The following is a 20,850-nucleotide window of genomic DNA, read 5'->3' as shown; positions in this document are numbered from 1 at the left end:
CAATGAAACAGAAAGTACTCTATCTTTTCTTATCACTAATGCTCATGAGCCTTAGTGTCTCCGCTCAAACAGGGGGAGGACGGATTGCGGGCATAGTTATCGACGATTCAGGCGAAGAACCGCTACCCGGTGCAACCATCTTTATAGAGGAACTGAAAAAGGGCGTTGCAGCAAATGGGCATGGGGAGTTCTCTTTTTCTGACATCCCCCCAGCCACCTATACGCTTACCGTGAAATTTATGGGTTACCACGCGCAAACCAGTAAGATCACAGTAGGTAAGGAGAGAGGCAAGAAAATCATCATCCGCATGAAAGCCCAATCCCAATCGCTTGAAGAGGTTATTGTGATGGGCAAGAGCGAAGCCCGTAAGATACGGGAGCAGGCAATGCCTATATCCGTAATCAGCATGAGTCAGATACAAGGAACGGTCAACAATGTGCAGGATGTTCTGGCAAAGACTGCCGGTATCACCGTGCGGACGATGGGTGGTGTGGGCAGTGCTTCTCGTATTTCGGTACGTGGGTTGGAAGGAAAACGTATTGGACTTTTCATTGACGGGCATCCGATGAACGATAATTCCGATTTTATCGACATCAATGATATTCCGGTGGAAATGATTGATCGCATTGAGATATATAAAGGTGTTGTTCCCGCCAAGTTCGGAGGATCTGCCGTGGGAGGAGCCGTAAACATTGTCGTCAAAGAGTATCCTCCCAAGTATTTGGACGTGAATTATTCTTATGGAAGTTTCAATACCCACAAAGCATCTGTGGTGAGCAAGATGAACATTGCTTCAAAAGGTATCGAGTTCGGGTTAGGAGGTTTTTATAACCATTCCGACAATAACTACAAGATGAAGTCTCCCTTCCAGGAGGGGCTTACGATAACCCGAGATCACGACAAGTTTAAGAAGACGGTTATCGGCGGCAGCTTTAAGGCTCGGAAGTGGTGGTTTGATTTGGTGGAATTTGAACCTGTCTTCATACATACCTATAAGGATATACAGGGGATAGAGTCAAATATTCAGTATGCCCACAGCCATTCCAACGCTTTTATTTTCGCCAATAAGATGGAGAAGGACAACTTTCTCTTGGAAGGGCTGGACTTGGATTGGCAACTGGGATATATTTACACCAACTATAATTTTGCCGATACCGCCTCTCATCGCACACATTGGGACGGAACGCATTATCCGGCGGCTTCCAAATTTGGTGGCGAAATCGGCAAATGGGCTTCATTATTGACGAATGATAAGCACCAATTACAGCACAAATTGAATCTCAACTATCTTGTCAATGAAAACCATTCGGTCAACTTTAACTCTTTGCTGAAATATGCCCGTGCCAACCCCAAGGATGTAATAAAGGACAAGGTCATTGGCTACCGTACTGAATTTCCAAGCAATATGCTCAACTGGGTGGCGGGATTGAACTACGACTATCGCTCTTCAGACGATAAGTTCCTCAATTCTGTCAATATCAAGTATTACCACTATTTGATGAAAACGCGGATGGCAAGTATTCTTACAAATTCAGCGGAAGATATAGATACTCGCAAGAATGATTTCGGCATCAGCAATGCGCTTCGTTACCGTATCACTCCCACCCTGATGGCAAAAGCGTCACTCGGGTATGATGTAAGGCTTCCATCGGAAGAAGAACTGCTGGGCGATGGATATGTAATAGCTCCTGCGGGCAATTTGATTCCTGAACGCAACACAAGTGTAAACGTGGGAATGATGTTTGACCTGACAGGAAAGTCTCCCAGCAACATGCAAGTAGAAGTAAATGGTTTTTACATGTATCTACAGGACATGATTCGCTTTACGGGAGGCTTCTTGCAATCGCAGTATCAAAATTTTGGCGAGATGAGGACTCTTGGTGTGGAAGCAGAGGTGAAAGCCGATGTCACACGTTGGCTCTATGGTTACGTAAACGCGACCTATCAAGACCTGCGAGATATGCGTAGGTATGAACAAAACACCACCATTGCCAATCCGACGAAGGGCAGCCGTATGCCCAATATACCTTATCTGATGGCAAATGCAGGACTGGAGTTTCACAAGGAGAATCTATTCGGAGGCAGAGGAATGAACACGCGCATATTTACCGATGCCTCATTCGTGGAAGAATACCTTTATGATTTCGAGCAAAGCCAGTTCCAGCAGCATCGCATACCGAGAACCTTCTCATGCAGTATGGGCTTTGAGCAGAGTTTCGGCAATGGACGCTACTTCATTATGGGGAAAATAAACAACCTGACCGATACGCAAATGATCAGCGAATTCAATCGCCCCTTGCCAGGACGTAGTTTCATCGTCAGATTCAGATATGTGTTCAAGTAATCAATCATCTAATAATCAATTAAACAAAAAAAGCAATGAAAAAGAAAATGATTTTCGCAGCAGCCATGTTTGCTGCACTGTGTCTCAACTCATGTGACAAGAACGATCCGGACACTCCCATAGCAGGAGGTACGGGAAATGTACTGCTACTGACAGCCTTGCCCAATGCTACGGGCATGGATGGAACAGTCTATATGCAACTCATTGACGAGCCCAAGTTGGGCACGACGATGGCTGTTGACAATAAAAATGGCATAAATGTTCCCTTTGGCAGTTCTTACCCCATGGTAATAGGTGATGAGGTCTATGTCTTCCCAAGCTATCACATGACTATGGACAAGAATGAACTGATCAAGTATCGCCGCACAAACAGTGGTTTGCAGAAAGTGGGCAGTATGCCATTGCCTGCCAACAACAGTGCCAACAGCCTCGTCAAGCTGTCTCCGACAAAGGCGTATCTGTCGCTTGCCGGATTGGGGGTAATCTACATTTTCAATCCCGAGACAATGCAGAAGACGGGAGAGATAGACCTGACATCTTTGGGCATACAGGACAATAATCCCGACATAGGAATTATGATAGAACGTGACGGATACGTGTTTGCAGGTCTAAGTCAGATGGTGGGAGGCTGGACAAGCCCTAAAGATTACAAACAAGCAGATGTAGCCGTCATTGACTCGAAGACGGACAAGCTGGTCAAGATGATTTCGGAGAAAGCCAGTGGTTTCTCTCAAGCTACACGTCCCATTGACCCGAAGTCTTTGTTCATGGATGAAAAAGGGGATATATACATCTCTTGTCTCGGCAATTTCGGAATGGTAGCAGGACATAAGGCTGGCATACTGCGAATCAAAAAGGGCGAAACGGATTTTGACCCCACATATCATTGGACGATAACCGGAGCAACTATTGAAGGAGAAGAGAAAACGGCCGGATTTGCGGCTTCTATCTGTTATATAGCCAGCGGCAAAGCCTACGGATACATTGATGTTCCGGGCTATTACAAGCCTGGCGAAACAGGGCATGCCGCTATCGCAAGCAGAGCCGTTGTATTTGACCTGTACAATCAGAAGATGACGAAAATTGAAGGACTGGAATTGTCCAACGGCTATGGTGTATTGGTCTCTAAGTATAAAGACGGCTTGGCCATCTGCAATGCTTCAGCAACGACCAAAGGAATCTATTATCTCAATCCTCGGACATCTGAGGTCAATCCAACTCCTATGATAACCACTGTAGGAAACCCTATGGCAATAGAATGGATTGGCAAGTAAATCATAGCCTATAACCAAGAGGGCGAAGACGGGAGCAGAACCCTCTGCTTTCTTCTTTGCCCTCTTTTTTATCCTCTAGTTCAAGTTAGAACCGATACGGATACTACAAATCTCCATCATTTGCCTCTGTATGTGGAGAACCTGCAATCGAACAAAAAGATGAACAATTGAAATACAAAGAGGAAAACGAGATTATAATGAATAAATTATCAATATGAAACGACTTATACAAACAACTGCATTTGAACAACTAATTTCAAATGATTTGACAGCAATCCAAATGAGGGCTGTTTGTGATAGTTTTATCAAGGATGTAATAAAACTAAGCGAAACGGAAAGAAATCCACAATCTTTATTTCGGGCTCTTTGTTACACTCGATTCCATTTACAAACAATCTACGAAAAGAGCGGATTAACAACGGAGATGGGGAAAAAATGTATCAGAGCTGCTATACGTCATTGACAAAGAGTTAGAATTATGGTATATGCGAATGCAAGGAGTTTTATCTTTATCACCTCCGAGTTTGCAATCCAATTCCTTCTGTATCCATTGGACAGGTAAAGCAACCGACTTGGTCGAACTACTCTATGCACTCGATACCTGTGACTGTATTAACGATGGTGAAATCGGTATAGAAGAATTGGCAGATACCTTTTCTGAAATCTTTGGTGTAGAAATCAAGAACTGCTACAACGTCTATATGAACATGAAACGCCGCAAGGATGACAGCCGAACCTACTTTCTTGATGAACTCCGAGAGAAGCTGAACAAGCGTATGGTGGAGAGCGACCTGAAAGGCGGCAAGTTCAAGAAACGGTGAATCAAAAGGAGGAACTCTCTCCCTCTCATTTGCCGATTACCTTAAGTTTACGGCAATTTTATTTGGAGAAACAGAGAGAATTGAGTATTTTTACATGCAGAATTGAGTAAAATACTCATCACAATTGAGTAAATCCATCATTAGATTTGAGCATGAACTATATTCGCAAACAATATCACACGCTGAAAGCACGCATTCAGGAGCCAAGGCGTTTTATGCAAGTATTGGCAGGTCCGAGACAAGTAGGCAAATCTACTCTCGTAGGGCAGGTGCTGCAGGACGTACCTATTCCATATTCGGTAGAAGTAGCAGATGCCGTCGATCCGAAAGACAGCGACTGGATACGCCGAGTGTGGGAAGGAGCACGAACCACCATGACACTCCGTGGAGAGGCTGAACGCCTGCTTGTGATTGATGAAATCCAGAAGATTGACAATTGGAGCGAGGTGGTCAAGAGAGAATGGGACGAGGACACGCGCAAGCATGTCAATCTGAAGGTGGTACTGCTGGGCAGCAGCCGTCTGTTGCTCAAGAGAGGACTTACGGAGTCGTTGGCAGGGCGTTTTGAACTTATTCGCCTCGGGCATTGGAGCTATCAGGAGATGCACGACGCTTTCGGAGTGACACTCGACGAGTACATCTACTTTGGCGGCTATCCCGGTGCTGCCCACATGATTGGTGACGAAAAGCGTTGGCGTAAGTATATCAAGGATTCGTTGGTGGCTCCCGCCATCGAAAAGGATGTACTGATGACCTCCAACATCTACAAGCCTGCCCTTATGAAACAATTGTTTGAGTTAGGGTGCGGTTATTCTGCCGAAATACTTTCTCTGACAAAACTGATGGGACAACTGCAGGATGCCGGCAACGTGACTACGTTGGCTTCGTATTTGGAGATACTCGACCAGTGTGCATTGCTGACGGGATTGCAAAAGTATGCCAATGATGATGCCCGAAAGCGTGGCTCCATTCCCAAATACCAAGTGTACAACAACGCCTTGCTGACGGCATATAAAGGCAGGTCGTTCCTTATGGACAGAACGGACACGACGCTTTGGGGGCGATGGGTGGAGAGTGCGGTAGGTGCTCATTTGCTGGGCATGGCAGAGGAGGCAGACTATCAAGTGTATTACTGGCGAGAGCCTGCAAGGAACAAGGCAGATAAGGACAAAGAGGTGGATTTCATCATCGTAAACGATGGTGAGGTGACAGCTATTGAGGTGAAAAGCGGTCGTCGCGGGATGAACTCAGGTCTTCCTGTCTTTGTGGAGGCATTCCATCCCAAGAAATCTTTTGTCGTGGGCTCGGGAGGCGTTTCGTTGGAAGACTTTCTGAGGTGTGACATAGAGGTATTGTTGGGATGATGTTATACTTCTCTGCAGGATATAACTAAAAGACAATAAGCCTCTCAGGCGCGTCGAAAGACAGCATACTTGAGGGGCGTTCTTCATTTATAAGGGAGCCGAAATGAAGAGAACACAAGATGCAGTAAATCAAAAGGGAGGTATTCCGGTTTCGGAGTACCTCCCTTGATTTAGTTTCTGCAACTATTGGTCGCAGAAACTCTTCGTGTCTCGCAAAAGAAGATTAGAAAAATCCAACCCTTAGTTGGAGAATTTGCATCCTCTTACCGAAAAGCCCTGATAACTCTGTAGACAGCCCACAGGCAGGTGAAAGGTGCGGTGAAAACTCCTATGACGACAAAGAGGAGCAGTTTGATAATATAGTAAACAATCCACTGTCCATTTGTCCCCGCAACCATCTTATAGGGAATAAACTTCTCCACGAAGAGATAGCCCGACCATATCGCCATCAGCACATATCCGGACATCCATCTCATATCCTCAAAGCCTTTGGTCGCCAAGAAGTTCCACTTGAAACCTATGACAAACAAGGCGATGAGAAACAACATACAGAAGATGCTTCGCCAAATCTCGCTGCGTTTTCTCTTCTGAAAACAGGGGGTGCAAAGTATCGGTTGGTATCTCTCCGTACATNTGAGAAACAACATACAGAAGATGCTTCGCCAAATCTCGCTGCGTTTTCTCTTCTGAAAACAGGGGGTGCAAAGTATCGGTTGGTATCTCTCCGTACATTCAGGACACAGCCCTTTTCCGCAATCGCTGCATTGTGCAACCGCTGGTTCTTTAGTATGATTAAAACAATTCATAGTGTAATCGTTTAGCGTATTCAAAAATACAAAAATCCAACATTAGAGCCAAGGAAAACTTCTTGTTATTTCTTGGTATTAAGCAGCTTTGAAAGCTCCGGGTCATCGGCAATTCTTTGCAGTTCTCGTTCCACGATTTCCCGCACCTCCGACTTTACTCGGTCATAGTTTGCCTTGATTTCCTGTTCCATCATATCCTCTCCGTTTTCATCAGTGAAGTCCGTCAGAATAGGTATAGGTCGGTAAGCGGCTGTTTCCTTTGCCACTTTCGCATTGTCCACCACAATCTCACAGTGGAATATCTTCTGCTCTATACGTTCGGAGAAGTTGTCGGCAACTGCTCCCACAAACATTCCCTGTGTGAGCGTGGAAATTTTACTCTGAGGAATAAGGCTGTCCATTTGTGTGGAGATGGAGGTCGTTTTGTCGCTTCGAGTGATGCTCATGCTCTGCCGTTTTTGAAGCACTTTTCCGAAACGCTCCGATAAGGTCTTTGCCGTCTCGCCGACCACCTGTCCTGAGAAAATGTTCCCGACGGTGTTCATCACTACAGCAGCTTCCTTGTCTCCATAATCGCGCTTCAGTTGCGAAAAGTCTTGAAAACCTAAACAGACCGCTACCTTGTTGCTTCGAGCAGTGGCTATCAGATTATCAAGCCCTTTGAAGTATATGGTAGGCAACTCGTCAATGAGCACCGAACTTTTCAGCATTCCTTTCTTATTGATGAGCTTGACAATGCGCGAATTATACAACCCCAATGCTGCTCCATAGATATTCTGTCTGTCAGGGTTATTCCCTACACACAGGATTTTAGGCTCTTTGGGGTTATTGATGTCCAGCGTGAAATCATCGCCCGTCATAATCCAATAGAGCTGCGGGCTTATCATCCTTGACAAGGGAATCTTAGCGGAAGCTATCTGCCCCTGCAACTGGTCAGCGGCTCCTCCGAGCCAAGCGTCCATAAAGGGAGAGAGGTAATTCTCCAATTCGGGGTAAGAGGTCAGGATAGGAAATATATCCTCGTATTTTCGGCAGAGAAACTCAATGGCATGGGGAAAGGTACAGTATTTCCCTCCTTCGAAAATGCGGAGATACCAAATGATGGCGGCAAAGAGAACGATGGGAGATTCTACGAAGAAATCACCCTGCTTCTGTACCCACGTCTTGTTAAGGTTGAGCATAATCGTATAAGCCGATTCATAGGCATCCGATATATCGCTCATGAAATCGGGGTGTATCGGATTGCAGCGATGCGACCGACGAGGATCATCGAAGTTGATCACGTAAAACTTCGGCTTGACCTTATACCCTTCCGAGTGGTGCAGCAGGTGATTGTACACAATCGTGGAAAGGTCGGGATATTTGAAGTCGTAACAGTAGATGGCAAATCCCTTTTCGATTTGCTGTTTGATGAAATTATTGATGATGGCATAGGACTTACCGCTACCCGGTGTCCCCAATACGGAGACCGCACGGAAAGGATTGACCACGTTTATCCAACCCTTGTTCCATTTCTTGCGGTAATAGAATCGGGTCGGGAGATTGACCGAGTACTCGTTTTCCAAGAGCCTTGTTTCCTGCATAAAGGATTCGTTCTCCTGATTGAAGACATCCTCCATCAGGTTGTTCTTCAAGAGGCGGCTCATATAGAGTCCCGCCATCAGCAGACACACATACCCTACGGTGATCGTAAAGGTATAGAAAGCCGCATTGGCTTCAATGGGCAGCGGCAAGGAGAGTATCCACCAATTGAGGAAGAAAAAGACAAAGCCGACACCCATGAATGCCCCTATCTTCGACCAAGTGATATGCTCCTCTTTCACACCTTTCGTACCTAAGCAGGAAAGTCCCATCAGTACCAGCGCAAAGAGTTTGGTGTAGAGCATATTGCCGAACAGTCCCGCCGTGCGGTGGAAATTCATCAGTATCCTGTCCACCACACCGATATTCACGCCCCATAGTTGTATCGCTTCATAGCAATACCAATAGAGGTGGGCAACCACCAATATAATACTTACGGCACGTAGAAAATCCATGATTTTCGCCAATGCCCTCAAATCGTCTTCTTGTTGTGACATAATCTTTCTGTTTTTTTAGAGTTTACGTTGTTTTCTTTTCTTGCGCTGCATCCGTCTGCGGAACTGCTCTTCCTCCCAATCCGTTCCGTGTGCTTCCAAGGGCAAATCGAGAATACCACCCAAGACGGAATCTCCGTCCGAAGTCTGAGTTTGGGAAATACTGCCTTTCTCACTCTGCTGTATTGGAGCAGACAGTTCGGGATGCGGGCGGTCGAACCACTCGGCAACGGCGTTTGCCGAAAGTTCCTTGCCCAATCGTGAGCCATTGACCACACAGCCGTTGTTATGGTCTATGAAGGTGATGCCATAGAGCCGCCCTTCGTCGTTCTCACGAAAGAGAACATCAATCCTCTTGTGATAGAGATTATCCCTGAAACCCACTCTTGTGGCAGAATGCCTCAATGCTCCGGCTACGACCGCTTTGGTCTTAGGAGCAAGATGTTTTTCTTTCACTTTCTCCTTTGAAGCCTTGAACCTGTTTTGTAGGGCTTCATATCCGACAGCTTTCCCGAAAAGAGAAGCCTTGAAAGGATTCCCCACCTTTTTACCTTTATCATCGGTAGCAAAATAGACCAATCCATTATAGGGCTTTCCATATATTTCTCCCTTGACCTCTTCCACGCATATATTATAGGTGGAGAGCAAGGCTCTGTATTCTTTGAAGCTCGGACAATGATAGAACTTCGCTGCAGGTTTGATAACCGAAGCCAGTTGTTTTTTGAGATTTCCCTCTTCAGGACGGACTCTTTGCAGTCGAAAAGTCTCTTTTGCCCGTTGCCTTTCGGCAGGCAGCAAGCCATATTTCTGCTCTATCTCTCGGGTGATATGCTTACTCTTGTAGAAGTTGTTGCCATCGTTAATCTTCTTCCCTTGTTCATCAACGGCTAAGGTGACAATATGCAAATGATGTCTGTCTATGTCCTCGTGTTTATACACGACAAAGGGCTGGTTGCCGTAGCCCATCTTTTCGATATACTCCTGTGCGATGGCAGAGAACTGCTCATCAGAGAGTTTATCATCGGGATGCGGGTTCAGGGAAATATGAATAACGGGCTTCTTCGTGCGAACTTGGCTCGGCATATATGTCAGAAAGTCCTGCATATAGGCTGCAATATCGTGTGTGCCGTCGGCAGAACAAAACATTTTGTTGGTCTCCAAAATCTTCGCGACACCCTCGTTTACCTTTTCTCCATTGTATGCTAACGCCCCGAAAAGGGAACTCCCGTAGCTTATTTTTGCGACCATTTCTCCTGAAATTCACGGGTGAGTTGTACGATTTCGCCTCCGATAGTTGCCAATTCAAGTGTCAGTTTCTCCAGTTGGGCAAGCATGGCGTAGGCTTTTTTCTCGGTGAAATTGCTTTTTAAGGCGACCACTACTTGGTTGTAATTGACCCCTACGCTGCGAAACTGCCCGTACAAAGTCGTCAATTTTTGATAGTAGTCGAGCAGCGAACGGTCTACTTTTATGACACGGAAAGTCTTGTCAAAGACCCTCGCCTTGATGAAAGCCGACTGACTTTGTACGCCCGCCGTTTCTTTCATGAAGAGAAACTCGGCAAATTCCATCGCGGTAAAGTTTACCGAGACTCGTTTCTCGGTCTTCTCTTTGGAGCTTATGCCCCGCATTTTCTTTTGTTTCATTTTCTACTTTGGATTTTAGTGTTTCACGGCATCACCGGCATTCGAGACAAGGCATTCTCCCTTCCAAGAAAAAACGACTTCGGAGTTTTTTCAGCCCTCTGCAAGAGCAAGGGTTTTATGCTGCAAAAACGGAGTCGTGCTGCATAAAACATACCTTGCTATTTGCTCCGACGCAAATAAATCCGTCCGCGAAGGACGGAAGTCGAGTATCTCAAAAAAGAACGCTTTATACCTCGAAAGCTTCGGCTTTCCGCTTAGGTGCAAAGTTACTACCCATTGTGGCTAAGACACTTACCTCATAAGTAGCCACAAGTACGCATATCGACGCCACAAGTACGCAGTTAGCAAAAAGGGTAGAAAAGAGGCTTTGAGGGCATCTATATTTGCTCCGTCGAACAGGGGCAGGTTGGTGGACATACCTGCCTATCCAAGTCTAAAAACCTGTCCGCATCCATTTGAACAGACAATCAAGGAAATGGGAACTGGAATGAGAATATCTACAAGTTATTGCACCCATGTACCCTTATACCCTTGTGCAAGGGTACAAGCGTGGAAGTATGGATGGGTGGACGTGTGCAAGTATGCCTCCCGTCATATAGCTCCACCCTTATACAAGGAGGGACATATCCCCCAAAGTGGGTCTATGTTCTCTTATCGGAATACCTTATCGTATGCCTGTCCGGAGATTTATTCCCTCACGGACTCATTTCCATATCTGCCTTTTCAAGGAAACAAGCCAAGGTGTGCATACGCCTTTCCTCACATATATGTAGAACCATTAAACAGAAAATGAAATGAAAAAGAAACCTGTTTTCATAGCCTTCTCCACCCAGAAGGGCGGTGTCGGCAAAACGACCTTTACGGTCTTGACGGCGAGTTACCTGCACTATGCCTGCGGGTATAACCTTATTGTGGTGGATTGCGACTATCCGCAATTCAGCATCAATGCGATGCGTCAGCGTGACGCACAGGGGGTGGATCGCAACCCCGCGCTGCAGGAATTGGCAGCCACCCAGTTCTCCGAGTTGCAAAAGCCCACGTACACCATCCTTTGTGCCACGGCAGAGGCAGCCGTGGATACGGTCAGGGAATATCTGGAAACACATGAGTCGGATACGGATTTCGTCTTTTTTGACCTGCCCGGAACCATCAACAATGACGGTGTGCTGACCACTCTCTCCAATATGGATTACATTTTCACACCCATCTCCGCCGACCGTATATCCTTGGAAAGCACGTTGAGCTTTTCAGCCATCATCAAGGAGGTGATAACCGACAATACAGACACTGCCAACAAAGGGATCTACCTCTTTTGGAACATGGTAGACGGCAGAGAGAAAACACCCCTCTATACGATGTATGAAAAGGTCATTGCCGAGTTGGGACTTCCGGTCTTGAAGACGGCAGTCCCCAATACGACCCGCTACAAAAAGGAAGTGATGGATGAGGGTACAACCCTCTTCCGTTCGACCATCTTTCCCGCCTCCCGCACGCTGCTCAAAGGCAGTCGTCTGAAAGAGCTTGTGGAGGAAATCCTATCCATCGTAAAACCTGAAGCGTATGGCAGAGAAGAATAAAGGGGCGATAGACCCCGTCGCCATCCGGGAACTGATTTCGCAGGGTATCCCGATGAAAAAGAAAGAGAGCGAGATGATACCGCCTGCCTCCGTCGAAGAGGTGGATGTGTCTGTTCCGGAAACAGGGAAAGAGGTCTCGGAAGAACCGCAACTACCCATCCGAACACGTCGCAAGAATCCCGCCAAAGGAGGTTACATCTCACTCTTCATGCACCGCAATGACCTGTATGACCGCAAGGCAATCTACATCTCCAAAGAGTTGCAGGACAAACTGTCGGAAATCGTCCTCTTCATCCGAAAGAGGGAGATGACATTGGGCATGTACGTGGAAAATATCCTGCTCAAACATTTAGAGGACTACAAGGAAGAAATCAACCGATTAAGTGAAAAGAACTTCAAGAAATTATTGTGATATGAAACAGAAAAAAGATCAACCAATGGCAAGCAATAAGACCTGCAGAGAACGAAAAAGCGTCTCTTCAAAAGTAACCATCCGTAACTCCACCACGCTCATCGAACATTCCGAGGGACACTCTATAGGTCTCTTTCAGGAAGAGAGAAGCGATTATGAAACCGCCTTTCTGCAACCCCTGAGCATCGGAGACCGAAAGGGCGTGTTCATTTCCAAAAAGACACAGGAAGAGATTGCCGAAATCGTCTACGTGGCAGCCGCAGGCAAATTGACGATTGGGGCATTCGTAGAACATATCCTCCGGCATCACTTAGAGAGTCACCGTGGTGAGATAGACGCCTTGTTTGAGCAACAGTTCCGTAAACGTTTCGAGCGATGAAGCAGGTCGTCTTTATTCTGCTCTTGGTCGGCTTAGCCTATCTCGGCAGCGTGCAGGTCGCCCGCTTCCTGTACGGACGCTATCGGAGTGCCATAAAACTCTACCGTGACTTGCAACTCTTTTTCAAGGAACGGGGCAAGGGGAAAGTCGTCGTCACCATCCGTATCCCCCAAAAGGAATCCTCCCAAGAGGAGAATATCCTTTTAGCCGAATTGCCCATTGAAGAAGAGCAACAACAAGAACAGAAGCCTGAAACAGGAGTGTTGGAAGAGACCTCTCCGAACATTTCCGAAGAGGATGAGAAATATGTACTGGTGGAAGTCCAAGGTGAAAGCCACTCCCTTTCGGAAAGCATCACCGCGGAAGAGTTGCAACAAATGGGCAGTGTCCTCTCCTGTAAGAATGCTCCGATAGAGGAAGCGGCGAAAGCTGCTGAAACCATCTATAAGATACATGACTCCCCGATGTTCCAAGCAATTAAGAAAGCGGCCGGGGAACGTGTCCGCGAACTGCTGGAGCGCGTTGCCGAAGAAGCTCCGAAAGAGGTTCAGTCAGGCAACTTCGATTACAAACGATTTATCAAGACATAGTATTCACCCGTTCAAAGAAAAGAGAAAATATGAGTAAACCCATTTATCTCGCCATCGCTTCCCCCAAGGGAGGTGTCGGCAAAACTTCGCTTACGGTACTTGCCGCAAGCATTCTGCAATACCACAGAGGGTACGATGTCGTTGTCGTGGATTGCAACCATCCCGTCTATACCATCGCCCGTCTGCGGCAACAAGAGTCGAAGGAACTAAATCATCAAAGCCTGATGCACCTGAAGCATCGGATACCCTGCACCCCTTATCCGATTATCTGCGCTCCGGTGCGGGAAGCCCTGAACAGGGTGGAGCGACACTGTGCGGACAATCCCCCTCGCTGTATCCTCTTCGATCTCCCTGCATTGATGCGTACCGAAGGGACAGTGGAACTGCTTTCGACAATGGACGCCGTTCTCTTTCCCGTTACGGGCAGTCCGATGGATATGGAAGCTGTCCGCCGTTTCATCGACATCTTGGGAGAGCAGATACTGACGATGGGCAAGGGCAATATCCGTGAGCTTTACCTGCTTCGCAATATGATACAGGCTTGGGAACGTGAGGAAGCCGACGAACGCTGTCGCACTCTTGCCGATGAAACGGGAGCTTTGCTGATGCAGACCTCATTGAGCCACTCCCGTTTATATCGTCCGCTGCTTTCCGAGCGCAGAAGAGGTGTATGCACCCTCTTACCACCCCAAGGAGGGAAGTTGAGCAGGCTCTGTATTCAGTTAGGCGATGAACTTCACGAAATCCTGCAACGCCTATGTACCGAATAGTCCTTGCCGCTCTCTTGCTCTATCTCCTGTGGCTATTTCTTTTTCTCTTGTATGAGAGGAAAAGAAGAAAGAAGGGAGTACCCCAAAAGCCTTGCCAAATAGTCTCTGAAGCAGAAATCATCGGTAAAAGTCGCTTTAAGAGAGGCCATTCAACGCCACAAGTACGCAGTTATGCCAAAGGCGAGGCGGAAGCAAAAAAGGCTTCTACATTTGCCCTCGAAAACGGACAAGAACTATCGGAAGAACCGGATAATCTGCCCGACATAGATGAGATTCCTTTAACGTATGAATCTTCGGATGCACCATCGTTTGAAGAGGAGGACGAAGAACTTCCCATACAGGGGGAAAGCGAATACGCCATGGGAATTGATTTTGAACGGGTGCTGGAAGCCTTGTCGGTCATTCACCGCCACGCCCACACCGAAGCAGAGCGACAGAGTACCGGCGATACGCTGAGAGCGTTGGAAGGAACCCGGCTGATGGAAACGCTCCGAAGCGATGCGAAACGTTCGGCCACGATCGATGAAATCGTCCGTGCCCGTTTCGAGGAGCTTTACAGCGGCAAAAAAGCGTAACACCTTTTCCGATCGGTTTTACCCCCAATAGTATGGACCCTTTAATATAACAGGAACAATGAAAGAAAAAGAGTACGGCTGACTCTAAGAGAGCCACCACTAACATCCAAAAGTAACAACAGTATTCATCCGTCGGGAGGACATATCCAATCCTTCTGGCACAAAACAAAGATTTATGACCAAGAAACATTTTCTTTTCGCAGCCATTCTGCTGCTTTCCATTTCCTCTGCCTTTGCCCAAGGCAACGGCTTGTCGGGTATCAACCAAGCCACCAACATGGTGACGAGCTATTTCGACCCTGCCACGAAACTCATCTATGCCATCGGTGCGGTTGTGGGACTTATCGGAGGGGTAAAGGTCTATTCAAAGTTTGCGTCCGGAGATCCGGACACTTCGAAGACCGCCGCGAGCTGGTTCGGGGCGTGTATCTTCCTCATTGTCGCAGCCACCATTCTAAGAAGTTTCTTCCTCTAAGCCTATGGAGACCTATCCCATCAACAAGGGAATCGGTCGCTCGGTAGAGTTTCAGGGACTCAAAAGCCAGTATCTGTTCATCTTCGCCGGAGGGCTACTCGCCCTTTTCGTGCTGTTTGTCATCCTCTACATGGCGGGTGTCAATCAATGGATCTGTATCGGCTTCGGAGGGACTGCCGCATCCGTTCTGGTGTGGCAGACCTTCTCCCTGAACAGGAAGTATGGGGAATATGGGCTGATGAAGCGTTCCGCGCTGCACAGCCATCCCCGATATCTTATCAACCGTCGTCGCATTCCTCGTCTGTTCCGACATAAGGAACAGAGAAGAGTAAAGAGAGAACAGGAAGAAAGGAAAAACAAAGAAAAGGAGAAAAGGCAATGAGAAATATACTGAAAGCCACCACGCTGGAGAATCGCTTTCCGCTGCTTGCCGTTGAAGAGGGGTGCATCCTCTCGAAGGACGCCGACATCACGGTCGCTTTTCGGGTCGAACTTCCCGAACTCTATACGGTGACAAGTGCGGAGTATGTCGCCATTCATTCGGCTTGGGTGAAGGCAATCAAGGTGTTGCCGACCTACAGCATCGTACACAAACAGGATTGGTTCGTCAAGGAGGGCTACCGCCCGGAATTGCAAAAGGAGGATATGAGCTTCCTTTCCCGAAGTTTCGAGCGGCACTTCAACGAGCGACCATTCCTTCATCACGACTGTTATTTGTTCCTGACTAAGACAACCAAGAACCGCAGCCGACAGCAGAGCAACTTCTCCACCCTCTGCCGGGGGCATATCATCCCCAAGGAGGTACGGGACAAGGATACCGCCCGCAAGTTCCTCGAAGCGACCGAGCAATTCGAGCGGATTATGAACGAATGCGGTTTTGTTCGTCTTATCCGACTGAACGACGAGGAGATTGTCGGCACGGAGGAAAAACCGGGACTGATAGAGAAGTATTTCTCGCTCTCCCTTTCCGACACGACGGTATTGGAGGACATCGACCTGAGAGCCGACCGTATGCGTATCGGCGACAAGCGGCTCTGCCTGCATACGCTCTCCGATACGGAAGACCTGCCCGGACAGGTCGCAACGGATATGCGCTATGAGCGTCTCTCCACCGACCGAAGCGATTGCCGCCTTTCCTTTGCCGCTCCCGTTGGGCTGTTGCTCCCGTGCAACCATATCTATAACCAGTATGTGCTGATTGACGACAGTGCGGAGAACCTGCAACGCTTCGAGAAGAGCGCACGGAATATGCACTCGCTCTCCCGTTACAGCCGAAGCAACCAAATCAACAAACAGTGGATTGACGAATATCTGAACGAGGCACACAGCTTCGGACTTACCTCGGTACGCTGCCACTGCAACGTGCTGGCATGGAGCGAGGATGAGGAGGAACTCCGCCTTATCCGCAATGATGTGGGTAGTCAGCTGGCACTGATGGAGTGCAAGCCACGACACAACACGGTGGATGTGCCGACACTGTTCTGGGCGGGCATTCCCGGCAATGAAGCCGATTTCCCTGCCGAAGAGAGTTTCTACACCTTCATCGAACAGGCGGTCTGCTTCTTCAATGAGGAGACCAACTACCGTGATTCTTTGTCTCCGTTCGGCATTAAGATGGCAGACCGAAGCGGAAAGCCTATTCATCTCGACATCTCCGATCTGCCCATGAAGCAAGGCATCATCACGAACCGCAACAAGTTCATCTTGGGACCGTCGGGTTCGGGCAAGTCGTTCTTCACCAACCACCTACTAAGGCAGTACTGGGAACAGAACACCCATATCGTCTTGGTAGACACGGGAAACAGCTATCAGGGCTTGTGCGAGATGATACGCCACAAAACGCAGGGCGAGGATGGGGTCTATTTCACCTACTCAGACGAGAGTCCCATCAGCTTCAATCCCTTCTACACGACGGACAAGATTTTTGATGTGGAGAAGCGAGAGAGCATCAAGACCCTACTGCTGACCCTATGGAAAAAAGACAACGAGCCTGCCACCCGTTCGGAGGAGGTTGCCCTCTCCAATGCCGTTTCGCTCTTTATCGAGCGGATCAAGACGGATGATGGTATCGTCCCTTCGTTCAACAGCTTTTACGAGTATCTCACCACCGATTACTCGGCTCTGCTTCGTGAGAAAAAGGTCAGGGAAAAGGATTTTGACTTGGCCAATTTTCTCAACGTGCTGGAGCCGTACTACAAGGGTGGCGAATACGACTATCTGCTGAACTCGGACAAGCAACTCGACCTATTGAACGCCCGCTTCATCGTCTTCGAAATCGACGCGATAAAGGATCATCCCATCCTTTTCCCTATCACGACCATCATCATTATGGAACTGTTTATCAACAAGATGCGGCGTCTGAAGGGAATACGGAAGGTCATCCTCATCGAGGAGGCTTGGAAGGCGATAGCTTCCGCAAATATGGCGGGATACATACGCTACCTCTACAAGACCGTGCGTAAGTTCTTTGGCGAAGCGGTTGTGGTGACGCAGGAGGTGGACGACATTATCTCCTCTCCCGTAGTCAAGGAAAGCATCATCAACAACTCCGACTGCAAGATACTGCTTGACCAGCGCAAGTACATGAACAAGTTCGACCAGATTCAGGCACTCTTGGGACTGACGGACAAGGAACGGGGGCAAATCCTCTCCATCAACCAGAGCAACGATGCCACGAGGTCATACAAGGAGGTATGGATCGGACTGGGTGGTGTACAATCCGCTGTCTATGCCACCGAAGTATCAAAAGCCGAATACCTCACCTACACAACGGAGGAGACAGAGAAAATGCGCGTACTGGCCCGTGCCGAGCAACTCGGTGGCAACATGGAGCTTGCCATCAGGCAGCTCACTGAAGAAGAATAGTCAAGAATAATCATCACTAAAATCCAACGTAAAATGAGAAAGAAAATTTTAATGCTTATCACGTGCGGTTGCCTCCTGGCCGGCAGCGCACACGCCCAGTGGGTAGTCACAGACCCCACCAACCTTGCACAGAGCATCATCAACACGACCAAGGAAATCATACAAACCTCCAAAACGGTCAAGAACACGCTCAACAACTTCAAAGAGGTGGAGAAACTCTACAATGAGAGCAAGAAGTACTACGACGCTCTGAAAAAAGTGAATGACCTCGTGCGGGATGCCCAACGAGTCAAAGAGACCATCCTGATGGTCGGGGAAATCTCCGACATCTATGTGAACAACTACAAGAAGATGCTCTCCGACCCGAACTTCCGACCGGAGGAGCTGGTTGCCATTGCCAACGGCTACACCAAACTGCTCGGAGAGAGCAACAACCTGCTCAAGGAGCTGAAGCAGGTGGTGAACATCACCACACTGAAAATGACCGACAAGGAGCGTATGGACGTGGTGGATCGCTGCTACAAGGAGGTGCGGGACTACCGCAACCTCGTGCGTTACTACACGAACAAGAACATCTCCGTAAGCTACCTCAGAGCCAAGAAGCAGCAGGATACCGACCGGGTGCTTTCGCTCTATGGAACGGACAACGAAAGGTATTGGTAGGTATGGGAGCGGAATTTGATAACCTGCACCAAGTCCTCCGTACCCTTTACACGGAGATGATGCCGATGTGCGGCGACATGATAGGCGTCGCCAAAGGCATTGCGGGCTTGGGCGCGCTCTTCTATGTGGCACTCAGAGTATGGCAAACGCTTGCCCGTGCCGAACCCATCGACGTCTATCCGTTGCTCCGTCCGTTTGCGCTCGGTCTCTGTATCCTCTTCTTTCCGATGGTGCTGGAGACCATCAACGGGGTGCTCAGTCCCATTGTACAGGGTACACACAAGATGCTCGAAAAGCAGACCTTCAGCATGGACGAATACCGCAAGTTACGGGACAAGCTGGAGTACGAGGCGATGGTAAAAAATCCCGAAACAGCCTATTTGGTCAGTAACGAGGAGTTCGACAAGAAACTGGATGAACTCGGTATCGCTCCCTCGGACATGGCGACGATGGCAGGGATGTATGTGGAGCGAGGTATGTATAACCTGAAGAAATCTATTCGCAATATGGTGCGGGAGTTCTTGGAACTGCTTTTCGCCGCTTCCTCCCTGCTCATCGACACGCTCAGGACTTTCTTCCTGATAGTCCTCTCCATCTTGGGTCCGATAGCCTTTGCCATCTCCGTGTGGGACGGTTTTCAGAGTACCCTCACGCAGTGGTTCACAAGGTACATCTCCATCTATCTGTGGCTACCTGTGGCGGACTTGTTCAGCTCGATGCTGGCGAAGATTCAGGAGCTGATGCTCAAGCATGACATCACACAGCTACAAAATGACCCTACCTATACGATAGATGCCTCGAATGGGGTCTACCTTGTATTTATGATTATCGGCATCATCGGCTACTTTACCATTCCAACGGTTGCGGGCTGGGTGATACAGGCAGGTGGAGCAGGTAATTTCGGAAAAAACGTGAACTATGCAGCAGGAAAGGGTGCCGGTATTGCAGGTGCCGTGGGTGGAGCCGCAGGCGGCTTTGCCGTGGGACACGGACGAAGCATGATGAACCATGCGGGCAGCAAAGCCAAAGAGATTGCCGGAAAATTATTTCATCGGGGAGAAAACAAATCCTCCGAACCATCGGAACAAAATTAAAACGCTATGGAATTTAAGTCATTAAAGAATATCGAAACAAGTTTCAGGCAGATACGCCTTTTTACTTTGGTTGTCGTCTGTCTGTGTGCCGCCCTTGCGGGCTATTCGGTATGGAGTGCCTACTCCTTTGCCGAAGCTCAAAGGCAGAAAATCTATGTGCTGGATGGCGGTAAGTCGCTGATGCTCGCCTTGTCGCAGGATCTGTCGCAGAACAGACCCGCCGAGGCGAAAGAGCACGTGCGCCGCTTCCACGAGTTGTTCTTCACCCTTTCGCCCGATAAGAGTGCCATCGAGGGGAATATCTCCCGTGCGCTGCTCTTGGCGGACAAAAGTGCCTACAATTACTATCGGGATTTCTCCGAGAAAGGGTACTACAACCGTATCGTGGCAGGAAACATCAATCAGGTCGTGCAGGTGGACAGCGTACTCTGTGACTTTGACCACTATCCCTATTCGGTACGGACGTACGCCCGGCAGATGATTATCCGTGCAACCAACGTGACCGAGCGCAATCTCGTGACCGTATGTCGCCTGCTCAATACGAGCCGCAGCGACGACAATCCGAACGGATTCAACATCGAGGGATTTGAAATATTGGAGAACAAGGACATCAGTACTCGTAAGCGATGAAAAAGAAAAGTCTGTTCCGAATGATGCAGGAGGGAGCGGAGGCAAGACTCCGCCGCCTGTGCGGACGCATCCCCACTCATATGAGGTTATATGTCGTCCTGACGATGCTTCTCTTTTTCGCCTTCCTTGCCAACTATGTTTTCTTCAACGGTTTGTACCGTATCTTTTCCGAAGGAGACTCCGAAGAGGAAAGGCTACCGGCAATCAAGCATATAGAAGCCCCTGAAGTAAGGCGGCTCTATCCGCAAGACAGTATCAACCTATTAAAGTATTACGATTATGTTCCCATTCAAAAGAAAGACAGCCTCCGATACGAGTACCTCGCCTGAGCTGACGGAAGAAGAGAGACAAAGGCAAAAGAAGTTTATCATTTATCCCCTGATGTTTCTGCTTTTTGCAGGCTCCATGTGGCTCATTTTCGCTCCGTCGGAGAAAGAAGAGGAGAAACAGACCAAGGGCTTCAACACGGAAGTGCCCGACCCGATGGCA

At 48.3% G+C, this 20,850-nt stretch carries 22 protein-coding genes and 1 pseudogene; 19 read left to right on the top strand and 4 right to left on the bottom strand.

Annotation, left to right across the window (positions count from 1 at the left end):
• The first annotated feature begins 2 nt into the window (after window positions 1–2).
• The 5 genes from JT26_RS01600 to JT26_RS01580 all read left to right on the top strand — a co-directional run bounded on the left by JT26_RS01600 (window position 3) and on the right by JT26_RS01580 (window position 5,804).
• On the top strand, window positions 3–2,345 hold the full coding sequence (locus tag JT26_RS01600) for a TonB-dependent receptor (protein WP_036845226.1): 2,343 nt from the start codon (window positions 3–5) through the stop codon (window positions 2,343–2,345).
• Between the two features lie 35 nt (window positions 2,346–2,380).
• Window positions 2,381–3,619 (top strand): DUF5074 domain-containing protein, encoded by a 1,239-nt coding sequence (locus tag JT26_RS01595; RefSeq protein ID WP_036845220.1) that lies wholly within the window; start codon window positions 2,381–2,383, stop codon window positions 3,617–3,619.
• Window positions 3,620–3,833: 214 nt separating this feature from the next.
• The gene (locus tag JT26_RS01590; RefSeq protein ID WP_036845214.1) at window positions 3,834–4,082 is read left to right on the top strand and encodes a hypothetical protein; all 249 of its coding nucleotides are present in this window, start codon (window positions 3,834–3,836) and stop codon (window positions 4,080–4,082) included.
• Between the two features lie 22 nt (window positions 4,083–4,104).
• Window positions 4,105–4,440, top strand: coding sequence for an RteC domain-containing protein (locus JT26_RS01585; RefSeq protein WP_036845210.1), 336 nt, complete (start codon window positions 4,105–4,107; stop codon window positions 4,438–4,440).
• A 152-nt stretch (window positions 4,441–4,592) separates the two neighbouring features.
• Entirely contained in the window at window positions 4,593–5,804 is a 1,212-nt protein-coding gene (locus JT26_RS01580) for an ATP-binding protein (RefSeq protein WP_036845207.1), read from the top strand.
• A gap of 263 nt (window positions 5,805–6,067) precedes the next feature.
• Here the strand turns inward: JT26_RS01580 and JT26_RS10890 are convergent, their stop codons facing one another.
• The 4 genes from JT26_RS10890 to mobA form a co-directional block, all read right to left on the bottom strand.
• Window positions 6,068–6,271, bottom strand: coding sequence for a hypothetical protein (locus JT26_RS10890; protein ID WP_028897442.1), 204 nt, complete (start codon window positions 6,269–6,271; stop codon window positions 6,068–6,070).
• A gap of 404 nt (window positions 6,272–6,675) precedes the next feature.
• Window positions 6,676–8,688 carry a conjugal transfer protein MobC gene (gene mobC, locus JT26_RS01570; RefSeq protein WP_036845204.1) on the bottom strand — a complete coding sequence of 671 codons (2,013 nt, stop codon included), beginning with the start codon at window positions 8,686–8,688 and terminating at the stop codon, window positions 6,676–6,678.
• Between the two features lie 15 nt (window positions 8,689–8,703).
• The gene (gene mobB, locus JT26_RS01565) at window positions 8,704–9,933 is read right to left on the bottom strand and encodes a conjugal transfer protein MobB (protein ID WP_036845200.1); all 1,230 of its coding nucleotides are present in this window, start codon (window positions 9,931–9,933) and stop codon (window positions 8,704–8,706) included.
• Window positions 9,918–10,331, bottom strand: a complete 414-nt coding sequence (gene mobA, locus JT26_RS01560) for a conjugal transfer protein MobA (RefSeq protein WP_036845197.1) — start codon at window positions 10,329–10,331, stop codon at window positions 9,918–9,920. Before mobA ends, mobB begins: the two co-directional genes overlap by 16 nt.
• 794 nt (window positions 10,332–11,125) lie before the next feature.
• Here mobA and JT26_RS01555 point away from each other — a divergent pair.
• The 14 genes and pseudogenes from JT26_RS01555 to JT26_RS10385 form a co-directional block, all read left to right on the top strand.
• Entirely contained in the window at window positions 11,126–11,908 is a 783-nt protein-coding gene (locus JT26_RS01555) for a ParA family protein (RefSeq protein ID WP_036845193.1), read from the top strand.
• Entirely contained in the window at window positions 11,892–12,320 is a 429-nt protein-coding gene (locus JT26_RS01550) for a DUF3408 domain-containing protein (RefSeq protein ID WP_036845191.1), read from the top strand. The genes JT26_RS01555 and JT26_RS01550 overlap by 17 nt, the downstream gene beginning before the upstream one ends.
• 1 nt (window position 12,321) lies before the next feature.
• A complete protein-coding gene (locus tag JT26_RS01545) occupies window positions 12,322–12,699 on the top strand; it encodes a DUF3408 domain-containing protein (RefSeq protein WP_235299999.1) in 378 nt (125 codons plus the stop codon).
• Window positions 12,696–13,289, top strand: coding sequence for a hypothetical protein (locus JT26_RS01540; RefSeq protein ID WP_036845189.1), 594 nt, complete (start codon window positions 12,696–12,698; stop codon window positions 13,287–13,289). The genes JT26_RS01545 and JT26_RS01540 overlap by 4 nt, the downstream gene beginning before the upstream one ends.
• Window positions 13,290–13,318: 29 nt before the next feature.
• The gene (locus JT26_RS01535; RefSeq protein WP_036845186.1) at window positions 13,319–14,059 is read left to right on the top strand and encodes a ParA family protein; all 741 of its coding nucleotides are present in this window, start codon (window positions 13,319–13,321) and stop codon (window positions 14,057–14,059) included.
• Window positions 14,047–14,634, top strand: coding sequence for a hypothetical protein (locus JT26_RS01530; protein ID WP_036845183.1), 588 nt, complete (start codon window positions 14,047–14,049; stop codon window positions 14,632–14,634). The genes JT26_RS01535 and JT26_RS01530 overlap by 13 nt, the downstream gene beginning before the upstream one ends.
• Before the next feature lie 175 nt (window positions 14,635–14,809).
• Window positions 14,810–15,109, top strand: a complete 300-nt coding sequence (locus JT26_RS01525; RefSeq protein WP_036845180.1) for a DUF4134 domain-containing protein — start codon at window positions 14,810–14,812, stop codon at window positions 15,107–15,109.
• Between the two features lie 4 nt (window positions 15,110–15,113).
• The gene (locus JT26_RS01520; RefSeq protein ID WP_036845177.1) at window positions 15,114–15,491 is read left to right on the top strand and encodes a DUF4133 domain-containing protein; all 378 of its coding nucleotides are present in this window, start codon (window positions 15,114–15,116) and stop codon (window positions 15,489–15,491) included.
• Entirely contained in the window at window positions 15,488–17,974 is a 2,487-nt protein-coding gene (locus JT26_RS01515) for a TraG family conjugative transposon ATPase (protein ID WP_036845173.1), read from the top strand. Before JT26_RS01520 ends, JT26_RS01515 begins: the two co-directional genes overlap by 4 nt.
• A 33-nt stretch (window positions 17,975–18,007) precedes the next feature.
• Complete coding sequence (locus tag JT26_RS01510) at window positions 18,008–18,637, top strand: DUF4141 domain-containing protein (protein WP_052110283.1); 630 nt, start codon at window positions 18,008–18,010, stop codon at window positions 18,635–18,637.
• Window positions 18,638–18,639: 2 nt separating this feature from the next.
• Window positions 18,640–19,731, top strand: coding sequence for a conjugative transposon protein TraJ (gene traJ, locus JT26_RS01505; protein WP_036845167.1), 1,092 nt, complete (start codon window positions 18,640–18,642; stop codon window positions 19,729–19,731).
• A 6-nt stretch (window positions 19,732–19,737) separates the two neighbouring features.
• A complete protein-coding gene (gene traK, locus JT26_RS01500; RefSeq protein WP_004584343.1) occupies window positions 19,738–20,361 on the top strand; it encodes a conjugative transposon protein TraK in 624 nt (207 codons plus the stop codon).
• On the top strand, window positions 20,358–20,690 hold the full coding sequence (locus tag JT26_RS01495) for a TraL conjugative transposon family protein (RefSeq protein ID WP_025837619.1): 333 nt from the start codon (window positions 20,358–20,360) through the stop codon (window positions 20,688–20,690). The genes traK and JT26_RS01495 overlap by 4 nt, the downstream gene beginning before the upstream one ends.
• Window positions 20,641–20,850: pseudogene (locus JT26_RS10385) on the top strand (conjugative transposon protein TraM); the annotation flags it as partial. The gene JT26_RS01495 and the pseudogene JT26_RS10385, both read left to right, overlap by 50 nt.

This window comes from Porphyromonas sp. COT-108 OH1349 (assembly GCF_000768755.1).
Classification (GTDB): domain Bacteria; phylum Bacteroidota; class Bacteroidia; order Bacteroidales; family Porphyromonadaceae; genus Porphyromonas_A; species Porphyromonas_A canoris.
This window is presented reverse-complemented; position numbering and strand designations above follow the sequence as displayed.

Coding starts and splice junctions, on each gene's coding strand:
- JT26_RS01585 (WP_036845210.1), top strand. CDS start 4,105: ATGCGAATGCAAGGAGTTTTATCTTTATCACCTCCGAGTTTGCAATCC.
- JT26_RS01495 (WP_025837619.1), top strand. CDS start 20,358: ATGAAAAAGAAAAGTCTGTTCCGAATGATGCAGGAGGGAGCGGAGGCA.
- JT26_RS01590 (WP_036845214.1), top strand. CDS start 3,834: ATGAAACGACTTATACAAACAACTGCATTTGAACAACTAATTTCAAAT.
- mobB (WP_036845200.1), bottom strand. CDS start 9,933: ATGGTCGCAAAAATAAGCTACGGGAGTTCCCTTTTCGGGGCGTTAGCA.
- JT26_RS01600 (WP_036845226.1), top strand. CDS start 3: ATGAAACAGAAAGTACTCTATCTTTTCTTATCACTAATGCTCATGAGC.
- JT26_RS01525 (WP_036845180.1), top strand. CDS start 14,810: ATGACCAAGAAACATTTTCTTTTCGCAGCCATTCTGCTGCTTTCCATT.
- mobC (WP_036845204.1), bottom strand. CDS start 8,688: ATGTCACAACAAGAAGACGATTTGAGGGCATTGGCGAAAATCATGGAT.
- JT26_RS01580 (WP_036845207.1), top strand. CDS start 4,593: ATGAACTATATTCGCAAACAATATCACACGCTGAAAGCACGCATTCAG.
- JT26_RS01535 (WP_036845186.1), top strand. CDS start 13,319: ATGAGTAAACCCATTTATCTCGCCATCGCTTCCCCCAAGGGAGGTGTC.
- JT26_RS01545 (WP_235299999.1), top strand. CDS start 12,322: ATGAAACAGAAAAAAGATCAACCAATGGCAAGCAATAAGACCTGCAGA.
- JT26_RS01550 (WP_036845191.1), top strand. CDS start 11,892: ATGGCAGAGAAGAATAAAGGGGCGATAGACCCCGTCGCCATCCGGGAA.
- JT26_RS01555 (WP_036845193.1), top strand. CDS start 11,126: ATGAAAAAGAAACCTGTTTTCATAGCCTTCTCCACCCAGAAGGGCGGT.
- JT26_RS01515 (WP_036845173.1), top strand. CDS start 15,488: ATGAGAAATATACTGAAAGCCACCACGCTGGAGAATCGCTTTCCGCTG.
- mobA (WP_036845197.1), bottom strand. CDS start 10,331: ATGAAACAAAAGAAAATGCGGGGCATAAGCTCCAAAGAGAAGACCGAG.
- traK (WP_004584343.1), top strand. CDS start 19,738: ATGGAATTTAAGTCATTAAAGAATATCGAAACAAGTTTCAGGCAGATA.
- JT26_RS01540 (WP_036845189.1), top strand. CDS start 12,696: ATGAAGCAGGTCGTCTTTATTCTGCTCTTGGTCGGCTTAGCCTATCTC.
- JT26_RS01595 (WP_036845220.1), top strand. CDS start 2,381: ATGAAAAAGAAAATGATTTTCGCAGCAGCCATGTTTGCTGCACTGTGT.
- JT26_RS01530 (WP_036845183.1), top strand. CDS start 14,047: ATGTACCGAATAGTCCTTGCCGCTCTCTTGCTCTATCTCCTGTGGCTA.
- JT26_RS01510 (WP_052110283.1), top strand. CDS start 18,008: ATGAGAAAGAAAATTTTAATGCTTATCACGTGCGGTTGCCTCCTGGCC.
- traJ (WP_036845167.1), top strand. CDS start 18,640: ATGGGAGCGGAATTTGATAACCTGCACCAAGTCCTCCGTACCCTTTAC.
- JT26_RS01520 (WP_036845177.1), top strand. CDS start 15,114: ATGGAGACCTATCCCATCAACAAGGGAATCGGTCGCTCGGTAGAGTTT.
- JT26_RS10890 (WP_028897442.1), bottom strand. CDS start 6,271: ATGTCCGGATATGTGCTGATGGCGATATGGTCGGGCTATCTCTTCGTG.